The sequence below is a fragment of the Lysobacter sp. OAE881 genome, assembly GCF_040546665.1.
Lineage (GTDB): Bacteria > Pseudomonadota > Gammaproteobacteria > Xanthomonadales > Xanthomonadaceae > Lysobacter_J > Lysobacter_J soli.
Genome location: NZ_JBEPOG010000001.1, coordinates 4,076,429 through 4,098,437, shown reverse-complemented (window position 1 = coordinate 4,098,437; position 22,009 = coordinate 4,076,429). Strand labels below are relative to the sequence as shown.

Sequence of the window (22,009 nt, the reverse complement as noted above, 5' to 3'; positions counted from 1 at the left end):
CAGCGGCAGGAATGGGATTCGGAGGGCCAGACTAGCCCAAACCGGGCGCGAGAACAGCGAAACGCGCCATTTCGGAGGCGATCTCCTTCGAAACTTCCAACGCGATTCGCACAAGCGTGCGTCCGCGCGCCCACCGTCGCGCGCGGCGCACTAGAATCCCGGGCCATGGCCCCGACCTTCCGACGCGCTTGATGTCCTCTTTCGACGCCCTCCAGGCGATCGGCTGGCCGCTGTCCGCGGACGCGCCGGCGCCGGAGGGCGCATCGGCTCCCGAGGCCCAGTGGCGCGAGCTGATGGCCGCCCATCCCCAGGCCCGGCCGGCGCGCGTGGTCGAGCAGCATCGCAGCGGCTACATCGTCGCCGACGGCCCCGACACCGGTTTCCCCGTCGAATCGCTGCCCGAATGGCAGCGGCCGCCGGGCTATCGCAAGGGCACGGTCACCATCGACCAGCGCCCGGGCGTGGGCGACTGGCTCCTGATCGAAGGCAAGAAGGCCGTGGCATTGCTGCCGCGGCGGACCACCATCAAGCGCGGCGCGGCGGGCGAGCACTACCAGCAGCAACTCATCGCGGCGAACGTCGACACCGTTTTCGTCGTGTGCGGGCTGGACGCGGACTTCAACCCTCGCCGCATCGAGCGCTACCTCTTGCTGGTCCGCGGCGGCGGCGTGGAGCCGGTGGTTGTGCTGACCAAGGCCGACCAGGCCGAGGCGGCCGACGCGGACGAGGCGATGTCCACCCTCGTTGAACTGGCCGCGCAGGGTGTCGCCGTGCGCGCGGTCAACGCGAAGGATCCGGCCAGCGTCGCGACGCTCGACGAATGGCTCGGCCCGGGCCGCACGGCGGTGCTGGTCGGCAGCTCCGGCGCCGGCAAGTCCACGCTGACCAACACGCTGCTGGGCATCGAGAAGATGAAGACCGGCGAGGTTCGCGAACACGATTCGCGCGGTCGCCACACCACCACGCACCGCGCGCTGATCCCGTTGCCGTCGGGCGCCTGCCTGATCGACACGCCCGGCATGCGCGAGCTCAAGCCGACCGGCGAGGAAGACGTAGCCGAGAATTTCAGCGATATCGAAGCGCTCGCCGAGCAGTGCCGCTTCCGCGACTGCAAGCACGCCAAGGAGCCCGGTTGCGCGGTGCGCGCGGCGATCGAGGCCGGAAAGCTCGATCCGCAGCGCTTCGCCAACTACCTCAAGCTCAGCGATGAAGTGGCGGGCGCGGCGAACAAGCTCGCGAACCGCCGCGCGCAGAAGGCCGACGAGAAAGTGCAGGGCAAGGCGCTGAACAAGCGGCTGGACGAGAAGTATGGGCGGCACTGAGCGCGCGCTCTGCTGCAGCTTTGCTTCCTCCCCCTGCACGCAGGGGGAGGAGTAGGAAGCGATGGACAACGTCTCCCCCGACATCGCCCACCACGCCGCACTCGACGCGCGCATGGTCGACGCCGTGAGGGACATCCGCCTGCTCGCGCTGGTGAGCTGGCCGGCCGGGCAGGAAGTGAACTTCCTGGCCGATTACGCCCGCGGCGTCGTCCGCCTGCCGCAGCCCGAATACCCGAAGCTCGACTTCAGCCACGCGCGTGCCGAACTCGACGCGATCGCCAGCGCCGCCGATCCCTCGCACCCGCTCGGCATCTACCTGATGGAATCGGCGCGCAGCTGGTCGATCGCCGCCTCGCTGTGCGAGAACGTCGGCACGACGACGGTCGGCGATCTCTCGATCCAGCTGTTCGGCCGCCCCGACCAGCGCCTGCCCGGCGACGGCCCGACCACGCGCGATGCGGCAAGGCATTTCATTTCCATCGCCGACGAACTCGACCACGAGCTGATGGCGCCGGCCGAGCACGTCACCATTTCCGCCACCGCGCTGCAGTTGCAGCTGCAGCGCGAGCTGGACGACTACTTCGACGGACGCGTGATCGACGTGGTGCTCGATCCGGACCTGATCGCGAAGGCCGCCGCCGGCGCCACCCGCATCCGCCTGCGTTTTGGCGCCGCCTTCAGTGATTACGACCGCCACCAGCTGCTGCAGCACGAGGCGTTCGTGCATTCGCTCACCGCGCTCAACGGCCGCGAGCAGCCGCTGATTCCGAGCCTGGCGCTGTCCTCGCCGCGCGTCACCGCCACGCAGGAAGGGCTGGCGACGTTCGCCGAACAGATCACCGGCAGCATCGACATCGGCCGCATGAAGCGCATCAGCCTGCGCATCGAGGCGGTGGCGATGGCGCTCAATGGCGCCGATTTCATCGAGGTCTTCCGCTTCTTCCTCGATTCGGGGCAGAAGCCGGAGGACAGCTTCGCCTCGGCGCAGCGCGTGTTCCGCGGCGTGCCGACCACCGGGGGCACCGCGTTCACGAAGGACGTCGTCTACCTGCGCGGCCTGCTGGGCGTGCACACGTTCTTCCGCTGGGCGCTGCGCGAACGCAAGCTGCAACTGTGCCGCTGGCTGTTCGCCGGCAAGATGACGCTGGCCGACGTGCAGCGCTTCGAGCCGCTGTTCGCCAGCGGCGTGCTCAAGCCTGCGCGCTGGCTGCCGCACTGGGTCGCGCGCGCGAATGGCCTCGCCGGCATGCTCGCGTTCTCGCTGTTCGCCAACCGGATTCGCCTCGACAAGATCGTCGCCGACGGCCACGTGCCGGATCTGTAGCGCTACTTCGCCCGCGAGAGCGTGCCGTCCTTCGCGATCACGTAATCGGCCGGCGCGTCGGGCGCGACCAGCTGGACGCGATCGCCGATCGGCACGCCGTGGTACTGCGGGATGTCGTGGGTGAGCCGCAGGTAGATCCAGTGCTGGCCGACATCGACGGCACGGATACGCACGGGGTACGCGGCCGCATCCTCCAGCACGTTCGCCACGGCCGGCGAGAAGCGCGACTGGATGGTGCCAATCTCGTGCATGCGGCGCATGACGTTCACGCCGTGCCAGACGCTCAGCACCGCGCAGAGCACCAGCACGATCCGGCCGCCACGACCGACGCGCGACCACGCCGCAGCGCCGAGGCCCGCGACGACCGCGGCGAATCCGTAGCCGTACTGGTTCGCCGACTCGGCCAGCACGAGCACAGGCCCGAGCGCGGCCCCGCCCACCAGCAGGAACGCGCACAGCCAGCGCGCGCCGGCACGCCAGAAGGTCCAGGCCAGCGCCAGCCACAGCACCGCGGCCACGAGCACGCGCGGCTCGGTGGCCGAGCCCGGAAGCAGTCCGGTGATGGCCGCACGCGTGGCGAGCGGCGGAAACAGCTGGTATTCGAGCCAGCGCAGCGGGATGAGCGCGAAACTCCACTCGTAGTTCGCCGCTTCGCGTGGCGAAAACAGGATCACGTTGAGGCGGAGCGCGAGGTAGATCGCGGTCGGGATCGACGCCCCGATCGTCGCCAGGCCCCACCCGCGTCCGCGTCCGAGGAACAGCCAACCCAGCGCCGCGAGCGCGGGAATGACGATCGCCGATTCCTTCGAAAGCAGCCCGATGGCGGTGAGGATCGCCGAAGCGGCGACGACCAGCCACGGGCGCCGGTCCGCGGTGGCGAACAGGCCGACGATCAGCGCGCAGCTCACCCAGATCAGGTCGGCGAGCGTGCCGGCCCACCCGTGCGTCTGCACCGCGAAGGCGCTCATCGCGAACACGATGGCGCCCACGGCCGCGGCCTTCGCGCCGACGCCCAGGCGCACCATCAGGCGCGCGAGCATCACGGCATTGAGGCCGCCCCAGACCACCATCACGCCATGGAACAGCGGAGGGCGGTCGAACATCAGCGACGACATCCCGACCCACAGGCTGAACGTGACCGGCCGGTACTGGAACGCATCCACCTGCGCCCACAGCGAGCGGATCGACACGCCCTGGTCGGCGAAGGCGGCCCATTGCAGCTCGTCGTGGCTGTAGTAACCGGGGTTGAGGATCAGCGGCAGCTGCATCGCCACGATGGCGGCGAGCAGCGCCCAGCCGGTCCAGGCCCCCGTACGGTCCATCATGCGCATCGTGTTCTTCCGCCGCGAAAGGCACGCATTCTGCGCACCGGCGCACACCCGCGCCATACCGTGGCGTCCGCCCGCCACCGGGGAAGCGGCTAGAATCACCGGCCCGCCCGTGGTTTTCGCCCTGATGTCCGAACAATCGTCGTCCAACGAGCTCAAGCAGGCCGCGCTCGACTACCACCGCCTCAGCCCGCCCGGGAAGATCAAGGTCAGCGCGACCAAGCCGATGGTGACCCAGCGCGACCTCGCCCTGGCGTACTCGCCCGGCGTGGCCTTCGCCTGCGAGGCGATCGTGGAAGACCCCAACCGCGCCAGCGAACTCACCGCGCGCGGCAACCTGGTGGCGGTGATCAGCAACGGCACGGCCGTGCTGGGCCTGGGCGACATCGGCCCGCTCGCCGGCAAGCCGGTGATGGAAGGCAAGGGCGTGCTGTTCCAGAAGTTCGCCGGCATCGACGTGTTCGACATCGAGATCGACGAGCGCGATCCGGACAAGCTGGTCGACATCATCGCCTCGCTCGAACCGACCTTCGGCGGCATCAACCTGGAAGACATCAAGGCACCGGAGTGCTTCATCGTCGAGCGCAAGCTGCGCGAGCGGATGAAGATCCCGGTGTTCCACGACGACCAGCACGGCACGGCGATCATCGTCGGCGCCGCGGTGCTCAACGCGCTGGAAGTGGTCGGCAAGAAGATCGAGGACGTGAAGCTCGCCACCACCGGCGCGGGCGCGGCGGGCATCGCGTGCCTGGACATGCTGGTGGCGCTGGGCCTGAAGAAGGAAAACATCATCGCGTTCGACCGCGATGGCGTGATCTACCGCGGCCGCGAACACCTCGATCCCGACAAGGCGCGCTACGCCAGCGACACCAGCGCGCGCTCGCTGGCGGAAATCGTCAGCGGCGCCGACGTGTTCCTGGGCCTGTCGGCCGGCGGCATCCTCAAGCCGGAAATGGTCGCCACGATGGCCGACCGCCCGGTGATCCTGGCGCTGGCCAATCCGTATCCGGAAATCCTCCCGGAAGACGCGAAGGCCGTGCGTCCGGACTGCATCATCGCGACGGGCCGCTCGGACTACCCGAACCAGGTCAACAACGCGCTGTGCTTCCCGTACATCTTCCGCGGTGCGCTGGACGTGGGCGCCACGGGCATCAACGAGGCGATGAAGCTCGCCTGCGTGCGCGCCATCGCGCAGCTGGCGCGCGAGGAATCGGCCGACCTCGGCGCGGCCTACGGCGGCGAAGCCCCGGAATTCGGCGCCGAATACCTGATCCCGCGCCCGTTCGATCCGCGCCTGCTGGTGAAGCTCGCCCCCGCCGTGGCCCGCGCCGCGATGGAATCGGGCGTCGCCACGCGTCCCATCGAGGACATGCGCGCGTACGAGGAAAAGCTCGGCACCTTCATCTACCGCACGGGCCTGGTGATGAAGCCCGTGTACGACCGCGCGCGCAGCGACCTCAAGCGCGTCGTCTATGCCGAAGGCGAAGAGGAAACCGTGCTGCGCGCCGTGCAGACGGTGATCGACGAGAAGCTCGCGTGGCCGATCCTCATCGGCCGCCCGGACGTCATCGACACGCGCATCAGGCGCCTGGGCCTGCGCATGCGCGTGGGCGTCGATTTCGAACTGACCAACATCAACGACGACCCGCGCTTCAACGACTACTGGCAGCAGTACCACGCGCTGACCGAACGCCGCGGCGTGTCGCCGGCGGCGGCGAAGAACCTGCTGCGTTCGCGTCCGACGCTGATCGCCGCGCTCATGGTCGAACGCGGCGAAGCCGACGCGATGATCTGCGGCCTGGTCGGTCGCTTCCACAAGAAGCTCGGTTACCTGCGCAGCGTGTTCGACTTCGACCCGGGCGTGACCGGTACGTCGGCGATGACCGGCGTCATCAACGACCAGGGCGTGTGGTTCTTCCTCGACACGCACGTGCAGTGCGATCCGACCGCCGAGCAGATCGCCGAGGCAACGCTGCAGGCGTCGTTCCGCCTGAAGCTGTTCGGCATCGAGCCGAAGGTCGCGCTGCTGTCGCACAGCAACTACGGCAGCCACGACAACCCGTCGGCGGCGAAGATGCGCCGCGTGTTCCAGCTCATCAAGCAGCGTTATCCCAAGCTCGAAGTCGACGGCGAGATGCAGGCCGACACCGCGTGGGACGAGGAGCTGCGCCACCGCATCTTCCCGAACACGCTGCTGAAGGGCCGCGCGAACCTGTTCGTGATGCCGAACCTCGACGCCGCGAACATCACCTACAACATGGTGCGCGTGATGACCGAAGGCGTGGCGATCGGCCCGATCCTGATGGGCCTGGACAAGCCCGCGCACATCCTCACGCCGGCCTCGACGCCGCGCCGCGTGGTGAACATGACGGCGATCGCGGCCGTGGACGCGCAGATCCGCGCGTCGCTTTCGTCGCAGTAATCGCGGCCGTTTGCCCTCACCCCAACCCCTCTCCCGTAAACGGGAGAGGGGCTCAGGTAGCAGGGGGGCTTGAACGATCCATTCGCTTCGTAGCCCTCTCCCGCGTGCGGGAGAGGGGTTGGGGTGAGGGCAGAGCGCCCGCTACGCCCCCAGCAACCCTCCACCCATCTTCCCCGGCAGCGAGTTGTCGTCGCCGTCGTCCTGATCGTCGTCCACGTCCGGATCGCGCTCGGCGTCCGCATCGGCATCGAGCTCGCCGACTTCCGGATTCATGCCGCCGTTCGGAACGCCTTCAACGCGCGTCAGGCCTTCCTCTTCCGAGGAGGCTTCCTCCAGCTCCGTCGGACGACGGCCGAGTTCGTCGCGCTCGGGCTGGCGGCCGACGCCGCTGCGCGTGTCGCCCTTGTGCTTGTCGGTGAGCTGCTTCATGGCGCGTTCCTCGATGGAAGACGCGCTCAGGCTAGGGCGCCAAGCGTGAGGCGACGGTAGATGGCGCGTGCACGAACCGTGCGTTTCGCGCTACGGCTTGGCGCGCTTCACGGGCTTCTTCTTCTGCTTCGCCTGCTGCGCACGGACGCGCTCCACCTCGGCCGGCAACGCGCGCTGCAGCATTGCGAGTACCTCCGCCGTCGCATCGTTGTCGATGGGTTTGCCCGCCGGCGTCCGTGCGGTCACGCGCGTGCGGATGACGTTGCCCGTTTCGGCGGCGGTCATCGCCTTGGTCAGCACGAGGAATTCCACGCCGCGATAACGCAGCGAGTAGAGGTCGAGCATCTGCGCGCGCCCGAGATACTCCACGCCGCGCGCATTCACGACGATCTGTCCGACGGCGTTCCACACGTCGAGCTTGTCGGCCGCGAGCGTGAACTCGCCGCGCGTGACAGTGACGGTCGGAACCGGCTGCTCGCGCGCTTCCTCCTTCGAAGGTGCCGCCACGGGCGCCGGCGTCGTACCGCACGCCGTGAGCGCAAGCGCGATGCAACACGCGGTCAGTGCATCGCGCCGCATCCGGACGCATGATCGCGCGCGCATGGTTGCCTCCGTGGCAGAAACGCTCCCGCGCAACCTAGCGCGGCGTGCGTCGCGGCCGCGCGATGCCGTTCAGCCGCCCGCCTTCCAGCCCAGTCCCAGCGTGAAGGCGCGCCCCGGCGCAGGTTCGAAATACCGCCCGTTGCCTTCGTTCACGATCACCGAGCCCACGTAATCGCGGTCGAACACGTTGTCCACGCGCGCGAATCCGTACCACCCGCTGTTTGCCGCCCGCCACTGCAGTCGCAGCGCGAACGTCGCGTACCCGTTCGACGCATCCGTATTGCGGTCGTCGGTTGGAACGCCTTCGCTCGCGCGCATCTCGACGGCGGCACTGGTGCGGCCGTCGCGCGTGTTCCAGGCCAGTTCCGCGTAGCCGTCGGCGCGCGGAATGCCCGGAATGCGATTGCCCGCTTCGACCACCTGCACGCGCTCCACGCCGCTGGTCAGCACCGTGTACGAGAAGCTTTCGGTGAAGCGCGCGCGCAGCCAGTTGGCGGTGAGCGCGTAGGACCATTGCGGATGGAAGCGGCCTTCGAAACCGGCTTCGATGCCTTCGCGCCGCGTGCGGCCCGCGTTCGCGAAACTCGCGCGGCCGCCGCGATTGTCGGCCGGCACGATCTCGTCCTCGCCATCGATGCGATACGCCGACACGCTCGCCTTGCCCGCCGAAAAGCGCCAGCGCGCGCCGATTTCCGCCGTGTCGAACTGCGCCGGCTGGAGTTCGATGTTGAAACCGGCGCTGCCGTCGGGGCGATACGCAAGTTCCGTGACCGTCGGCGTTTCGAAGCCGTGGCCGACGCTGGCGAATATTTCGCCATCGCCGAATGCGCGCGACACGCCCAGCGCGGCCGCGGTTTCGCCGTAGTCGAGTGAGCCGCTGTCGTCGCCGTTGCCGGGCGCGATGTAGTGATCGTCCGATTCGAAGCGCAGCTTCGCGCGACGCACCGCGCCGAGCACGGTCCAGTCCTGCGCGGGTCGCAGTTCACCGAGCACGAACGCCTCCGTGCTGCGGATGCGGTTGTCCTCGTCGCGACGCAGCCGGCCGCGCACGCCGAGTTCGTCGCCGACGAAGTTCTCGTAGCCGCGGCGTTGTTCGTCGAGCCAACCCGCTTCGGCGCCGAGCGTCAGTGCGCCGCGCGCGAATTCCCAGCGATGCCCCGCATCGACGCCGGACGAACGACGACCAAGGTCGATCACGCCCCCCGCGCTGCTCGGCGCGCGCTGCGCGACGGGCGGGATCGCGAGGAACTGCACGACGTCGCGCGTCACGCCGTAACCGCCGATCCAGTACTCGCGACCTTGCGCGTATTCGTCTTCCCATCGCGCGCCGAGCTGCGCGTTGTCGATCTTCTTGCGCGTGTCGAACTGTTCGGCGACCGGATCGGTGCCGTGCGGATCGCGTTCCCACTGCTCGCGCGTGAGGCCGAGGGGATCGTCGGTATACGGCTGGCTCAGCGCGCCGGCGACGATGCGCAGTCGCGCGTGATCGTTCGGCGTGTACTGCGCGACGCCGTCGAGTTGCGCGCGTTCGGCCGCGCTGTGCGGGCGATCGCCGTCGGTGGTGAACCAGCTGCCGAGCGCGCGCCATTGCCACGCGTCGTTCGAGCTTGCTCCTTCGAAACCGGCCGCCATGCGCGCGCTGGAATTCGAACCGAGCCAGCCTTCGACTTCGGCGGCGGGGCCATCGAACGCGGTTTCGCCGACGATCGCGCCGCCGGCCGCGTTGCCGTATTGCAGCGCCAGCGGGCCGCGCAGCACCTGGATGCGGTCGAGCGCGCTCAGCGGAAAGCTTGCCGCCTGCCCCTGGCCGTCGAGCGCCGACGACGGAATGCCATCGACGATCAGCTTGATCCCGCGAATGCCGAACGTGGAGCGCGCGCCGAAGCCGCGACTCTGCACCTGGAGGTCCTGCGCGTAGTTCTGCCGATCGAGCACGGTGATGCCGGGCGCGCGCACGAGCGATTCGGCCAGCGACACCTGCCGCTGGCCGGCGCGCAGCGTGTCGCCTTCGATGACGCTGATCGAACCGGGGAAATCAGCCAGCGAATGCCGCGCGCCGAGCACCTCGACGGTGTCGAGCGTGGTGGCTTCGGGCGAGACCGTTTGCGCCGGGGCAGGGGAGTGGAAGAGCAGCGTCGCCAGTGCGAGCGCGAGGGGGGCGGTGGCCGGGACGTGCGCGGCCGGAGCGGGCCGCTTACGCCGTGAAATCACGCACACAGCCGCCCCGCTAGGGTGTCGGCCGGAATCGTCCTGCTGGGGTGGGGTCATGAAGGTCGCAATCCGCGCAATGCTCGTTCTGGCCATTGTGGCCGTGCCCATCGTCATCTCGGCGCAAACGAGCTCACCGACGACCCCGGCGCCGGTGGTTCCGCCCGATCCGGCAACGCAGCCTGTGCCCGCCGCGCCGCCCGTGTCGCCGGAGCCGCCCATCGACGACCCGATGCCGATGGACCTGGACGGCGACGGCGTGGTCACCGCCGCCGAACACGCCGCCGGCGCTCGCGCGCTGTTCGAGCACATGGACGCGGACCACGACGGCCGCGTCACCCGGAAGGAGATGGCCGACTTCCAGCGCCAGGTGCTGGGAGCGGCGATTCCGCCTGTGAGGTGAGCTTCTGGTCCTGTCTCCCGCCTGCGGGAGAGGGGACCAGCACCGCGGCGGCTTCCAGATGCCGTCATCCCGGCGAAAGCCGAGACCCAGGCCCGCACGCGATCCGCCTCATCGCGTCATTCCCGCGAAGGCGGGAATCCATGACCGGCAACGGCCGAAACACCGCCAGTGCGAGCGCAGTCCCGCGCCCCGCCCCTCACCCCAACCCCTCTCCCGCTGGGAGAGGGGCTAAAGCATCCGCCCCCGTACGCAACCCCGCGCCGCCATTCGCCTTTCGTCGCAACGCTTCGGCCCATCCACGGGGTCCGGGCGCCCGGGTCCGGCTGTTAGAATCGATGCTCTAACCCGTCCCCACACGAGGCGCGGCCAATAGGGGCCGCGATACGCATGACGTCTCTCCACGCTGTCATCAACGACCTGATCCAGAACGACCCGGACCCCACCGAAACCCGCGAGTGGATCGAGTCCGTCCAGGCCGTCATCGCGCGCGACGGCGCCGAGCGCGCCCACCAGCTGCTCGAAGGCATGGTCGAGGTCACGCGCCGCGCCGGCGCGCACCTGCCGTTCCAGCCGACCACCGAATACATCAACACCATTCCCGCGCACCTGGAGGCCAAGAGCCCGGGCGACCACGCGATGGAATGGCGCATCCGCTCGATCATCCGCTGGAACGCGCTCGCCATGGTCGTGCGCGCCAACCGCAAGCCGGGCGAACTCGGCGGCCACATCGCGTCGTTCGCCTCCGCCGCCACGCTCTATGACGTGGGCTTCAACCACTTCTGGCGCGGCCCGGACGGCGACCACCCGGGCGACGTCATCGGCGTGCAGGGCCACAGCTCGCCGGGCATCTACGCCCGTTCGTTCCTCGAAGGCCGCATGAGCGAATCGCAGCTCGACAACTTCCGCATGGAAGTCGACGGCCGCGGCATCTCGTCGTACCCGCATCCCTGGCTGATGCCCGACTACTGGCAGGTACCGACCGTGTCGATGGGCCTGGGCCCGCTCGCGGCGATCTACCAGGCGCGCAACTGGAAATACCTGGAAGGCCGCGGCCTGCTGCCCAAGAGCGACCGCAAGGTGTGGGCGTTCCTCGGCGACGGCGAGACGGACGAACCCGAATCGCTCGGCGCCATCTCGGTGGCCGGTCGCGAAGGCCTGGACAACCTGGTCTTCGTCATCAACTGCAACCTGCAGCGCCTGGACGGCCCGGTGCGCGGCAACGGCAAGATCATCCAGGAACTGGAAGGCCAGTTCCGCGGCGCCGGCTGGAACGTCATCAAGACCATCTGGGGCAGCTACTGGGATCCGCTCCTGGCGCGCGACACCAGCGGCAAGCTGCGCCAGCTGATGATGGAAACCGTCGACGGCGAGTACCAGAACTGCAAGGCCTTCGGCGGCAAGTACACGCGCGAGAACTTCTTCGGCAAGTACCCCGAAACCGCGCAGCTGGTGGCGAACCTGTCCGACGACGACATCTGGCGCCTCAACCGCGGCGGCCACGACCCGCACAAGGTCTACGCCGCGTACCACGAAGCGGTGAACACCAAGGGCATGCCGACCGTGATCCTCGCCAAGACGGTGAAGGGCTACGGCATGGGCGCGGCCGGCGAGTCGCTCAACCCCACGCACCAGACCAAGAAGCTCGACGACGAAGCCGTCCGCATCTTCCGCGACCGCTTCAACATCCCGGTGACCGACGCGCAGCTGGCCGACGGCAAGGTGCCGTTCTTCCACCCGGGCGAGAAGTCGCCTGAAATCGAGTACATGCACGAACGCCGCAAGCAGCTCGGCGGCTACCTGCCGCAGCGCCGCCGCAAGAGCAGCCAGACGCTGGAAGTGCCCAAGCTCGAAGCCTTCGACCGCCTGCTCAAGAGCACCGGCGATCGCGAGATCAGCACCACGATGTCGTTCGTGCAGTCGCTCAACATCATCCTGCGCGACAAGCAGGTCGGCCCGCGCTGCGTGCCGATCGTCGCCGACGAAGCGCGCACCTTCGGCATGGAAGGCCTGTTCCGCCAGATCGGCATCTACGCGCCGCACGGCCAGAAGTACAAGCCGGTCGATCGCGACCAGCTCATGTACTACCGCGAAGACGCGGCCGGCCAGGTGCTGGAAGAAGGCATCACCGAAGCAGGTGCGTTCACCAGCTGGATGGCCGCGGCCACCAGCTACAGCACCAACGACCTGCCGATGCTGCCGTTCTACATCTACTACTCGATGTTCGGCTTCCAGCGCATCGGCGACAGCGCGTGGCAGGCGGCGGACATGCGCGCTCGCGGCTTCCTGCTGGGCGCCACTGCCGGCCGCACCACGCTCAACGGCGAAGGCCTGCAGCACGAAGACGGCCACAGCCACCTGCTGGCCAGCGCCATCCCGAACTGCCGCAGCTACGACCCGACCTTTGGTTTCGAAGTCGCGGTGATCCTGCAGCACGGCATGCAGCGCATGCTCACCGAGCAGCAGGACGAGTACTACTACCTCACCCTGATGAACGAGAACTACAGCCACCCGGACATGCCCGAGGGCGCGGCCGAAGGCATCATCAAGGGCATGTACCTGCTCAAGGACGCCGGCAAGGCGAAGAAGGGCGAGCTGCGCGTGCAGCTCATGGGCAGCGGCACCATCCTGCGCGAAGCCATTGCCGCGGCGGAACTGCTGGACAAGGACTTCGGCGTCACCGCCGACATCTGGTCCTGCCCGAGCTTCACCGAGCTTGCGCGTGACGGCGAAGACGCGATCCGCGCCAACCGCCTCAACCCGGAAGGCGAACAGCGCAAACCGTACGTCACCCAGTTGCTGGAAGGCCGCAGCGGCCCGGCAATCGCCGCCACCGACTACGTGCGCACCTTCGCCAACCAGATCCGCGAGTTCGTCCCGACGCGTTACACCGTGCTGGGCACCGACGGCTTCGGCCGCAGCGACACCCGCGAGAACCTGCGCCGCCACTTCGAAGTCGACCGCTTCCACATCGCACACGCGGCGATTGCGGCCCTGGCGGCGGAAGGCAAGATGACGGGCAAGGATGTGGCCCGGGCTATCAAGCAGTACAAGATTGATTCGGAGAAGCCGAATCCGATTGGGGTTTGATGTGGGCCCTGATCTGTCAACGTACTGAAGTAGGTAGGAGAGCTCGATGCTGATTCTTGGGACGGCCTTGGATCTTCGGACCAAGACGCCTGTTGTTTACGCGCAGATTCAGATCTCAAAATTGCTGACGATAGTGGGGGCCGATTTCGAAGACTTCGCGATCCAGCGTAGACGCGAGAAGCACAAGGCTTATGACCGGCTAAAGAGCGATCTCAAAGCAGGCGCGTTGCTTCCTTCGATCATTCTGGCCGTCAATCCGGAGCGTGTAGCAACGCTCCGAGCCTTGCTTGATCGAGGTGACTTAGCCAGCCTCGCTGATCAGCTCGCGCAGGAAGGTGGTGTAAACATCCTCGATGGCCTCCAGCGCACTTACATCATCCGGGATCTTGTAGACGAAGGTGTCGAGTTTGCCGACGATCACATGCAACATTTGGAGTTCTGGCTGGAGGGGAGCACCGACAACCTCGTTTACCGGATGATCGTGCTTAATGCTGGCCAGAAGGCCATGAGCATGCGGCATCAGGTGGAACTGTTGTTCTCTACGTTGAAACACCGGCTCGAAGAGAGGATTCCCGGGCTTGGGATTTACTTAGAGAAGGACAACACTCGCCGTAGGAAATCCAGACTATATGCGTTGGATCGTCTAGCCTCCAGCTATCAGGCATACGTCACCAAATCGCCAGAGATCAATAGGGAAAACATCGTCGCCCAGCAGCTGGTGGAGGCAGAGGTACTGGACTCCTCCGAGACTGAACTTACGGACCAGTTCAATGGTTTCGTCTCGCTGCTTGAGACGTACGCAAAAATCGACGACGAAGTATGCAGGATATACGATGAAAAGGACGCTCTGACGGGCGTTCCAACCGGGGCAAGTTGGCTTGGTAGCGATAATGTGATGCTCTCATTCTTCGCTGCTTACTCCCAATTCGCGCTTGGGTCAGAAGGGCATGCCGAGCGCGCCGCGCAAGCTCTCGATGCACTCATCCAACTGTTGGTATCGTCCGATGGCGCATCCGATCCGATGGGACTGCAAACGCTCGTCGAGATACAGAAAGGCTTGAACCCTCGGAAGCAAAATGTCGGTTTCGCTACCAGGCGCCTGCTCACTAGTGGTTTCAAGGAATATCTGCGCAACGGCGGGGATGAATCCCTGGAAAGCTGTTGGAAGTTTGCGGCCGACTGAGCATGGATGCTAAGCAGGTTCGCCAGCTGATTGAGAATGGAGCACTCGGCGTCTTCTCGTTGGATGTGCATGAGCGAGACGGGCGACTCGTAGCGAACGACAGGGTCGCGCTTCCAGTCCATTGCGATGCCTCGCTACCGCGGCTCACCGATCTTGAGGTCTATGCGGAAGACAAATCCCTTCTCGGGGTGCTTTGCTTTACGTCTGACGACAGGTCTGCGCTGTGCGCAAAAACGGACTACTCAATAGTGGCGTACCTGACCGAGCTGCAAGCTGATGAGTTCAGCTTGTTTCGCCCGCTACGCAACGACTACCTAGTGGTCGACAAGGATCTGCTAGACGCGTACATCGCCGATTACGCGGAGAGTTCTCCCATCTGGGGCGGCTTCGCGCATCTTCCCGACACCGACAGCGCGCGAAGTCTGCGCAACGTTCTGGCGATCGAGGCGAGGAAAGGCATTAAATTTCCGCACTCTGCGGCAGCGGAACTGGGCTACAGGGCCGTCCGAGCATCTCACCCTTTTGAAAGATTTCTTAAGCACTACCATCAATTGGAGATGGTCGTCGATTGGCATGTCGCGCGTCGGATCTCGCGGCTCCCCGAAGACCTGAGTGGCTTTGACAAAATCATGTCCTCCTATGCTGCGGGCGATCTCCCGCGGATGAAAGATCTTCTGGAGACATTCTGTACGAACAAGCAGGCGATCCTCGCCAAGATGAACGATGCCGCAAAGTTCTTGCCTACCGCGGAGCGAATGTTCCAAGACTTTAGTAAGTCAGGTAATCCGCTAAACCTGCACGGATGGGATAACTGGAAGGCCGGTAAGTTGGCGGAGAGGGACATCCTTAGCGTTGCCGCTTATTGGATCTTTCGCGTGCGCTGTAGCATCGCGCACCATCGAATTGGTGAGTATTTGATCAAGGAGTCAGACGAAGATTTCGTGGTTTTCTTCGCCGAGCCGCTTTTGCTCGAAATCATTAGTCAGGTCTTCTCGGGAGACGCGATGCGCCGCCTCGTTTGACGTATCGATGTGGCGGATATTGGAACAGTGCGACCGGTCGCATCGACTCACGAGAGCGTCTATGGAGGATCTCGCTAAGTTTCAAAGGCGGTTGTCCGGCCGTTCTGGGCGGACGGCGCGAGCGCTCAGTAGTTGAAGTATGAGTATTCCGAGTCGAGTCGTAACAGCTGGTCATCGAGGAAATTTTGCCAGGGGCGGCCGAGCGACTGCGTAGAGGTAACGAAGTTCTTGGCAAAGATGTCTGTCAATGCGCCGGCAACACCATTCTTTCGTCCAAATCCCCAATAGTTCCCTCCGGACAAGTTGCGGACACGCAGCACAGGCATCGAAGTAATCGCATATCTGGATGTCGCGTTCGAAGGTAGCGTGACGAAAGCGTATGCGAAACGCTTCAGGGTTTGGATAGAGTGCGGGCTCCGGCCAATGGAAACATTAGGTATTCCGAACCCTCGCGATGCATATACAAGATCCCAAAGCATTGGAATCTGCGCATTGTCGTTCCAGTTCGTCTTGCATTGAACTATGCAAGCCTCAACTTCTGCCATTCGCGTTCCAAGCACCGCGTCGAGCTCAACCTTCTGAGCGCCAGTGTACGTTCCGTCATACGCGTCAAAATATGAGTCTGCCGGAAAGGTAAGCGCGATGAGGTCGGATTCGGTATTGGTTTGTGACGCGCCATAACTGAGCGTCAGAGCGTCGCGGACGGGAGCCGGTAGATGGCTCTTCTTCTTGACAACCACCGCCCTCGTTCCAATCAGACATAGGTTCATGTACCAACAAATGAGGGCCTCCCAAGCCGCACCTCCTCCACTCAATCCGGATTGCGAACGCCCTTGGCCGCCTGTGGTCCGAAAGACGTTGCCGAGGTTTTCCCCCAGACCTGTGATAAGCGAGGTGGCGGTTGGTGGGGTTCCAGCAATGGTTCTGTAGGCTTGTTGCCAAACGGGCCAGCAGGCCTGCACTCCTTCCACTTCTAGTAGATGCGTAATTGTGCGACGACGCACGACTTCAGAAATGGACATGGAATCCCCCAGGTTAGACATCGCCAAGGGATGTTAATGCTGCCCTCCACCCATGTCAGTAACTTCCTACACGGCGAGAAGACGGGCTAAGTGGGTTCCGACTTGATGTGCCAAGCCAACCGGCACTGCGTTACCGATCTGCGTGTACTTCGGCACCTCCCTGTCAAAGACGCCTGCCCGCGGATTGCCGGCCCGGCGTAGCCCGCCGGTGGTCCTCTTTCCTTCGAATTGATACCAGTCCGGAAACATTTGCAGCCGGGCCCATTCGCGGACTGTCAGAACGCGAGGCTGCAAGAAATGCACGTAGTCATCGGCCAGCGACGTGGCCGTGATTGTCGGGCCACCCTTCCCCCAGCGAGCGGGCAGCAAGCGCTGCGCGAACTTCTTCGTTTTGAACTCGGTGGGTACGTCGCCGCCATTCGCATGCATGGCCTTAAACTTCGCCAGAATTCGATCGTTGTGCTTGCTGTATTCGTGATCCGTGACCGGATCCCCCTTGCGGAAAGGGGTGCCGCCTTCTAACGGGGTGCGCAGCTGTTTCTGAACCTTTTCGTCCTCGCAGCGGATGGGTAGTGAGTGGTCGCTCCGCCATTCTCGTAGCTGCTGTCTACCAGATCGCCAAGGAGCTCTATGAGGTCTGGTGGATCCAATGCGCCACCGGGAGGGAGGTACCCGCGTTTGACTGCATCCTCCGGGTTGCCTTCGCGCGTGAGGCTGCCGCCGACGTCATCGCGCACGCCTACCATTAGGACGCGTGGCCGATTCTGAGGGACGCCATAGTCCTTTGCGTAAACGAGTGAATAGGCGACCGAGTAGCCTGGAATCTTCCTGTACGTGTCGAGGATCTCCGTCCAGATCTCGCCCTTGCGGCCGTCGGCCGTCCACTTGCTATGCAGCAATCCTCTGACATTCTCGAAAAGGAACGCTCGGGGCCTCAGGCGATGGATGATCGCCGCCATGTCTTGGTAGAGGTGGTTGGAGGGGAGCTGTTCCTTGTCCACCGAGTAGGACCGCCGATGGCCAATACCCGAAAAGCCTTGGCAGGGAGGTCCGCCCACGAGCAAGTCGAGCTCGCCATGTGCAATGCCAAAGTCGTTCGCGAAGCGCTTTTCGAGGGCTGGCAGGAACTTCTTGTCGAGCACCATCCCCTTCACGTCGGAAGAGTGGAAGCCCGGTTCGGCAAGCCACTCGTGCTTATCAACTCGATTCTGGATGTACGTCGCGCGAGCGTGGTCGTTCAGCTCGTTGACGAACACAGGGGTGAAGCCGGCTTGCTCGAGCCCAAGCGATAGCCCCCCACACCCTGCGAATAGGTCCATCACCTTCAAGTTCTTCTTGTTTACCACCGAAGCCTCCCGGCCAACCGCCTGGGCAGGCGAGTTTCCACCGTCCAAATCTCACGCTCCGCGACAAATTTTTAGAAATAGTTTCCCTAGCGCCCGCTCCCTGAGGGTGGGCTTGGCAAGCTCGCACTCCCAGATGGTGAGGACGCGCCAGCCGGCTAAACGCAACGCCCTGGTGTTTCGGGCGTCCCGTTTCTTGTTTGATTCGAACTTCGCCCGCCAGAAGTCGGCGCGTGTCCCGGGGATCCTTCCCTTCTGGCAATGGTGAGCGTGCCAGAAGCATCCCTGTACGAAGACGACCGCCCCATACTTTGGCAGAACCAAGTCCGGGCGTCCAGGGAGATCCCGCCGATGCAACCGAAATCGGAGCCCTTTGGAATGTAGGAAACGGCGTACCCACATTTCGGGCTTCGTGTCCTGACCACGAATGAGCGACATTCGCTCGCTTCGCTGGGCCCGGGTAAGCGTATCGACCATGGGAAGCAGGATGGCTGAGCTGGCCAGATTTTGCCAGGTGGCATGGCCATTCATCTTTGCAGATCACAGACCCCCAGCTCGGCGGGCGGCCGGGAGGAAAACGTAAGGCCGAAAGGCGAGTCCCGATGACCCGACGGGAACGCCGCCTAGCGGGCTAACCCGGCCCCCGGGGCCCATAGCTAAGTCAGTGTGCGTTTAGTGGATGCTACTTCTTCGCGTTGAACACTCGCTCATCGGCGCGCAGTCTCCACCCCCAAGGAGCGTCGAATCTCCGAAAGCTAGCGGAACCCACCTCCGTCATTCCGGTGGGTTTTTTATGCCCGACGTCTGGGCATCCGACGCGAGCAGGACTGCGTCGGGAGGGCGGCTAATAAAACACCTCGAAAGAGGAAATACGCCCGGCCGGCTAGCTTCGGTTTCGAACCTCCCGACACCTTGCGCCGCATTCCGCGGCGCAAGCCGGCTGGTTTGCTGGAGACCCTCAGATGCAAAAGGAAGTTTGCTGTTCGCACGCCTCGTTCGTCGGCGTGCTCTTGCCCGACTTCGCGCACCACAAGCTGAAACTGGCGCGCGACCAGTTGGTGTTGCTGGCGCAGCTCGCCGGGTCCGGCGGGGATGGCGAGGACGCCGAGTTCCGCATCGCGCCCGGCGTGCTCGCCGAGTTGTTCGACCGTCAGGCCGCGTACCTGGACGAGGTGCTGTGCTGCGTGCTTGAGGCGCCTCCGTAAGGATGCTCGACGGTCGCGCGACGCCGCGGCGGCAGGGCGTTCGAGTTCCGGAACCTCGAACGCCAGTCTTCGAGCCTCGCGCTCCAGTCTTTTCCACTCGCGCGCCAGTGTTTTTGCCTGGCGCGCCACTCGAAACATCTCGCGCGCCAGTCTTTGCAGCTGGCACGCCAGCCAAAAAGACTCGCGCGCCAGTGATGAACACTGGTGCGCCAGTTCCCGAACCTCGCGCGCCAGCCAAAAAGACTGGCGCGCCAGGCTCGGAGCCCGACGCGCCAGGTTCAAACACTGACGAAGGGTCGCCGGGCCGGGGAATCAGGCCGCCGGCACGTCGTCCGCGGTGGCGGGCTCGGCCTTGCCGCGAGCGAAGCGCGCCGACAGCGCCCGGCGCGCGTTCTTCAGCGCCTCGTTCCGGCCGGATACCTTCAGCAGGCCGTAGCCCTCCAGCGACACCGACATCAGGTCGCTGCCCAGCGCCAGCAGTGTGTCTTCCGCCCGCTCGGTCAGCTGCAACAGCTGGAGCACGCGGGGACGCAGGGCATCCAGCGCCGCCAGGTCGGCCTGCGCTTCGGCCAGCCCCAGGTTCGGCGGCACGATCTGCGGGTTCGCCGCCAGCACCGCCAGCGTCTGCCGGCAGAAGGCCTCCGACTTGTCACCCATCTTGAACAGCTCGCGCCGCTGCTGCGTTTCCAGCGCGATCATCGGCGCGAACACCCGTCGCAGCGTCTCCAGCGCGGCGTCCACTTCCTGCAGGTCGCCAGCGGACAGGTTCATCGAAATCAGGTTCTGCATTGCTACTCCTTGCATGGCTCACGCGCCGGGCCGTTCCCGACGCGCCGCTTCGCGCACGTGCGAAGCACGTTCGAGTTAGCCAAGGAAGTCGTTCGCGGGTAACGTGAAAAAGTCGGCGGCTGACGCGCGCCGTGAGCGCAGCCGATGAAGTTCGGCCTTGCCCAGCTGACGTAGGGCTCAGGTCTACAGACCTTCCGTCACGCGAGAGAGATAGCTCGTGCGCTCTCTGGTCATGCGCGCGATGCAGTTGTTCCATGTGGTCTCGTGGGCCATTGTTCCGCGCTCTGCAATGAACGATTCCACGGCGCAATCCGAGTCCCGCAGTCGTAGCCAAGCGAGCTGCGCCTCCTTGACCTGGCCGACTAGCTCCTTGCCTAGGCGGTCGCTTCGATAGGCCTTCAGGATGGCTTGCAGAACGCGCCTGTACTCACTGTTCAATGCGCGATCCGCCGCCATCCTGGCCGCTTTCGAGCACTCATAAACCTCCTGGCTGGTGCTCACTTGGCCGCAAGCACCTTCTTGAGCACTAGTCGCGATCGGGAGCGCCATCAGCACGAGCAGAACCTCACGCCGCATCACGGGCCTGGCGCCTGCATCGTCGATGGCACGACGTACTTGCCACCGGCCACGCTTAGAACCTTTCTCCTCACGGCCTCCCGCACCACGGCGGTGCTGCAGCCGGTCGGGGTTTTCGTCATGCGCTCGTCCTTCGTTTTCTGGGTCACGTTCAGGCGCACGTCGCCTTCGTCACTTGGCGTCATGGAGATCGTCCGCGACACGGATGAGAACGTCCCAGTGCACTCCATGTCCCACTCACCCGATCGCTCCCACGTAACGAGTCCGGCCAAGTTGCGCTCTATTCGCGGGCCAGAAATGGTGTACAGGGAGAGCGTCTCGCGGCTGTACGGATTTGGACCGGAGGATCCTTTCCATCTAACACGCACGCCAAAGGCGCGCTGTTTCGGAGTCAGTGTGTAACGCGCGGTGTCGAGCGCAACGGCATTCACGTAAATGGCGTCTCCTTCCAGAACGTTTCGCTCGACCCGACGGGCCACGACGGTTTGCCTCGGTAGATCGATCGCCAGGATTTGAAGATCCCTGAGTTCGCCGGTCTCTGTCGACATTGGAACGACGGCAAGGAGGGTGTCCGGGTTATCGAGCCTTCTCTTGCAATCGGCCATGAGCCACTCGTTGGTCCTTCCCGGGTCTGAAGCTACGGAGTGGCGGATATCCGTTGGAACAACGAGGTCGCATGAATTTCCGAGAACCTCTGCGACGGACTGAACCGTAGAGTCGTCACCAAGTTCACTACATGGTCCATATCGGCTCACCTCAACATCATGCGGAAGACGTTCGCCTAGAAGCTGGTTCGCTGGAACTCCCGTCACATCGGCATACAGGCATAGACGCTGTCTGCCAGCGTCCCAGCGATACGATGAGTAACTGAGTTCAGCTGCGTCGCGGCTATGCTCGCCTCGATCGACGATCAATGCCCCCTCATTGATGTACGCGTGCAAACTCGGTGTCGGCGATTTGAGGTGAGCATGTATCGGCGCGGTCAGCGTGGACATCCGAATCACCAGATCGAGCGAAGATGATCCATCTTCCAACACGTTCAAGGGAGACACCGACAGCTCATCAGGCTTTCCGTCTCCATCAAGGTCATCGTCCGCGGCTGGCGATCCATGCGCGATCAGAGCGGCCATCAACAATGCGGCGGCCAGCAAATGGCTCATCTTCGTCTTGATCAGGTGCGCCGGCATGTGCTTTGTCACTTGCGGCAGCCGAGCGCGTTCGCTGGATCGCACTCAAGACCTCGGCCGAACTCCGCGACTCGATCGACCACCGTTCCGGTGCAAGGGATCTGCCCGCCCTTCCCATTCGGAGCAATGACCTCGACTCCGTACGTCGGCCCCGGAGCGGAGTCGCCGATATACCTGGCAAAGACAATGTACTTGTAGCCTGACGCCGTGAACCCGATCTCGCGGTACTCCGTCATGTAGCGAGCGTAATCGCTGTAAAGGAACTGACCCGCGCTACGACCGGGATACGCAAGTTCCACACGGTCGCGCGCGCCGAACGCGTACCTTCTTCCCGTAATGGCCCTGGACGTGGTTGGAGTTCCGCAAAGCGAGAGGACCTTTCCTCCTTTGACTTCGCAGCTGAAGTACGTGCGTTCCGACTTAGCGCAGTGAGAAGTTACTTCGGAAGCGACGGCAGTGGGTGCGAGGATCAATGCGACCAGTGGAAGCTTGTTCAAGACGTTCATAGTTTTCTTCATTTGCGGGCAGTTGCCTGTGTTGGCGAAGTGTTGCGACG

At 64.6% G+C, this 22,009-nt stretch carries 20 protein-coding genes; 8 read left to right on the top strand and 12 right to left on the bottom strand.

All coding sequences use genetic code 11. The features are described 5' to 3' along the window. Positions 1 to 191: 191 nt before the first annotated feature. Both rsgA and ABIE51_RS18830 read left to right on the top strand, forming a co-directional pair. Complete coding sequence (rsgA, locus tag ABIE51_RS18835; protein WP_192632684.1) at positions 192 to 1,322, top strand: ribosome small subunit-dependent GTPase A; 1,131 nt, start codon at positions 192 to 194, stop codon at positions 1,320 to 1,322. A gap of 61 nt (positions 1,323 to 1,383) precedes the next feature. Next, positions 1,384 to 2,646 carry a flavohemoglobin expression-modulating QEGLA motif protein gene (locus ABIE51_RS18830; protein WP_192632685.1) on the top strand — a complete coding sequence of 421 codons (1,263 nt, stop codon included), beginning with the start codon at positions 1,384 to 1,386 and terminating at the stop codon, positions 2,644 to 2,646. Positions 2,647 to 2,648: 2 nt separating this feature from the next. On the opposite strand, the gene ABIE51_RS18825 is transcribed toward ABIE51_RS18830, so the two are convergent. After that, positions 2,649 to 3,968, bottom strand: coding sequence for a hypothetical protein (locus ABIE51_RS18825; protein WP_192632686.1), 1,320 nt, complete (start codon positions 3,966 to 3,968; stop codon positions 2,649 to 2,651). A gap of 133 nt (positions 3,969 to 4,101) precedes the next feature. On the opposite strand from ABIE51_RS18825, the gene ABIE51_RS18820 reads away from it, so the two are divergent. Then, positions 4,102 to 6,396 (top strand): NADP-dependent malic enzyme, encoded by a 2,295-nt coding sequence (locus ABIE51_RS18820; RefSeq protein WP_192632687.1) that lies wholly within the window; start codon positions 4,102 to 4,104, stop codon positions 6,394 to 6,396. Positions 6,397 to 6,537: 141 nt separating this feature from the next. Here ABIE51_RS18820 and ABIE51_RS18815 read toward each other — a convergent pair whose 3' ends face one another. The 3 genes from ABIE51_RS18815 to ABIE51_RS18805 all read right to left on the bottom strand — a co-directional run bounded on the left by ABIE51_RS18815 (position 6,538) and on the right by ABIE51_RS18805 (position 9,639). Beyond that, entirely contained in the window at positions 6,538 to 6,825 is a 288-nt protein-coding gene (locus ABIE51_RS18815; protein WP_192632688.1) for a hypothetical protein, read from the bottom strand. Positions 6,826 to 6,915: 90 nt separating this feature from the next. Next, entirely contained in the window at positions 6,916 to 7,428 is a 513-nt protein-coding gene (locus ABIE51_RS18810) for a hypothetical protein (protein ID WP_192632689.1), read from the bottom strand. Positions 7,429 to 7,497: 69 nt separating this feature from the next. Further along, positions 7,498 to 9,639 carry a TonB-dependent receptor family protein gene (locus tag ABIE51_RS18805; protein WP_192632690.1) on the bottom strand — a complete coding sequence of 714 codons (2,142 nt, stop codon included), beginning with the start codon at positions 9,637 to 9,639 and terminating at the stop codon, positions 7,498 to 7,500. A gap of 55 nt (positions 9,640 to 9,694) precedes the next feature. On the opposite strand from ABIE51_RS18805, the gene ABIE51_RS18800 reads away from it, so the two are divergent. The 4 genes from ABIE51_RS18800 (at position 9,695) to ABIE51_RS18785 (ending at position 15,331) form a co-directional block, all read left to right on the top strand. Further along, positions 9,695 to 10,039 (top strand): hypothetical protein, encoded by a 345-nt coding sequence (locus tag ABIE51_RS18800; protein WP_192632691.1) that lies wholly within the window; start codon positions 9,695 to 9,697, stop codon positions 10,037 to 10,039. A gap of 387 nt (positions 10,040 to 10,426) precedes the next feature. After that, positions 10,427 to 13,126: a pyruvate dehydrogenase (acetyl-transferring), homodimeric type gene (gene aceE, locus ABIE51_RS18795; protein ID WP_192632692.1), complete on the top strand. Its 2,700-nt coding sequence runs from the start codon at positions 10,427 to 10,429 to the stop codon at positions 13,124 to 13,126. A gap of 46 nt (positions 13,127 to 13,172) precedes the next feature. Beyond that, positions 13,173 to 14,309, top strand: a complete 1,137-nt coding sequence (locus ABIE51_RS18790; RefSeq protein WP_354504718.1) for a hypothetical protein — start codon at positions 13,173 to 13,175, stop codon at positions 14,307 to 14,309. 2 nt (positions 14,310 to 14,311) lie between these two features. After that, the gene (locus tag ABIE51_RS18785) at positions 14,312 to 15,331 is read left to right on the top strand and encodes a hypothetical protein (protein ID WP_192632693.1); all 1,020 of its coding nucleotides are present in this window, start codon (positions 14,312 to 14,314) and stop codon (positions 15,329 to 15,331) included. A gap of 125 nt (positions 15,332 to 15,456) precedes the next feature. On the opposite strand, the gene ABIE51_RS18780 is transcribed toward ABIE51_RS18785, so the two are convergent. The 4 genes from ABIE51_RS18780 to ABIE51_RS18765 all read right to left on the bottom strand — a co-directional run bounded on the left by ABIE51_RS18780 (position 15,457) and on the right by ABIE51_RS18765 (position 18,173). Beyond that, on the bottom strand, positions 15,457 to 16,353 hold the full coding sequence (locus ABIE51_RS18780; protein WP_192632694.1) for a hypothetical protein: 897 nt from the start codon (positions 16,351 to 16,353) through the stop codon (positions 15,457 to 15,459). A gap of 66 nt (positions 16,354 to 16,419) precedes the next feature. Continuing rightward, complete coding sequence (locus ABIE51_RS18775; RefSeq protein ID WP_354504715.1) at positions 16,420 to 16,782, bottom strand: DNA cytosine methyltransferase; 363 nt, start codon at positions 16,780 to 16,782, stop codon at positions 16,420 to 16,422. 89 nt (positions 16,783 to 16,871) lie between these two features. Then, positions 16,872 to 17,699 (bottom strand): DNA cytosine methyltransferase, encoded by an 828-nt coding sequence (locus tag ABIE51_RS18770; protein ID WP_354504713.1) that lies wholly within the window; start codon positions 17,697 to 17,699, stop codon positions 16,872 to 16,874. 51 nt (positions 17,700 to 17,750) lie between these two features. Then, on the bottom strand, positions 17,751 to 18,173 hold the full coding sequence (locus ABIE51_RS18765; protein WP_192632894.1) for a very short patch repair endonuclease: 423 nt from the start codon (positions 18,171 to 18,173) through the stop codon (positions 17,751 to 17,753). 485 nt (positions 18,174 to 18,658) lie between these two features. Between ABIE51_RS18765 and ABIE51_RS18760 the strand changes: the two genes are divergently transcribed. Then, entirely contained in the window at positions 18,659 to 18,901 is a 243-nt protein-coding gene (locus ABIE51_RS18760) for an XAC0095 family protein (protein WP_192632695.1), read from the top strand. Between the two features lie 312 nt (positions 18,902 to 19,213). On the opposite strand, the gene ABIE51_RS18755 is transcribed toward ABIE51_RS18760, so the two are convergent. The 4 genes from ABIE51_RS18755 to ABIE51_RS18740 form a co-directional block, all read right to left on the bottom strand. Further along, positions 19,214 to 19,690, bottom strand: coding sequence for a hypothetical protein (locus tag ABIE51_RS18755; RefSeq protein WP_192632696.1), 477 nt, complete (start codon positions 19,688 to 19,690; stop codon positions 19,214 to 19,216). A gap of 183 nt (positions 19,691 to 19,873) precedes the next feature. Next, positions 19,874 to 20,191: a lysozyme inhibitor LprI family protein gene (locus ABIE51_RS18750; protein ID WP_192632697.1), complete on the bottom strand. Its 318-nt coding sequence runs from the start codon at positions 20,189 to 20,191 to the stop codon at positions 19,874 to 19,876. A gap of 74 nt (positions 20,192 to 20,265) precedes the next feature. Next, on the bottom strand, positions 20,266 to 21,453 hold the full coding sequence (locus tag ABIE51_RS18745; protein WP_192632698.1) for a PA3715 family protein: 1,188 nt from the start codon (positions 21,451 to 21,453) through the stop codon (positions 20,266 to 20,268). 8 nt (positions 21,454 to 21,461) lie between these two features. Further along, positions 21,462 to 21,959, bottom strand: a complete 498-nt coding sequence (locus ABIE51_RS18740) for a hypothetical protein (RefSeq protein ID WP_192632699.1) — start codon at positions 21,957 to 21,959, stop codon at positions 21,462 to 21,464. Between the last annotated feature and the right edge of the window lie 50 nt (positions 21,960 to 22,009).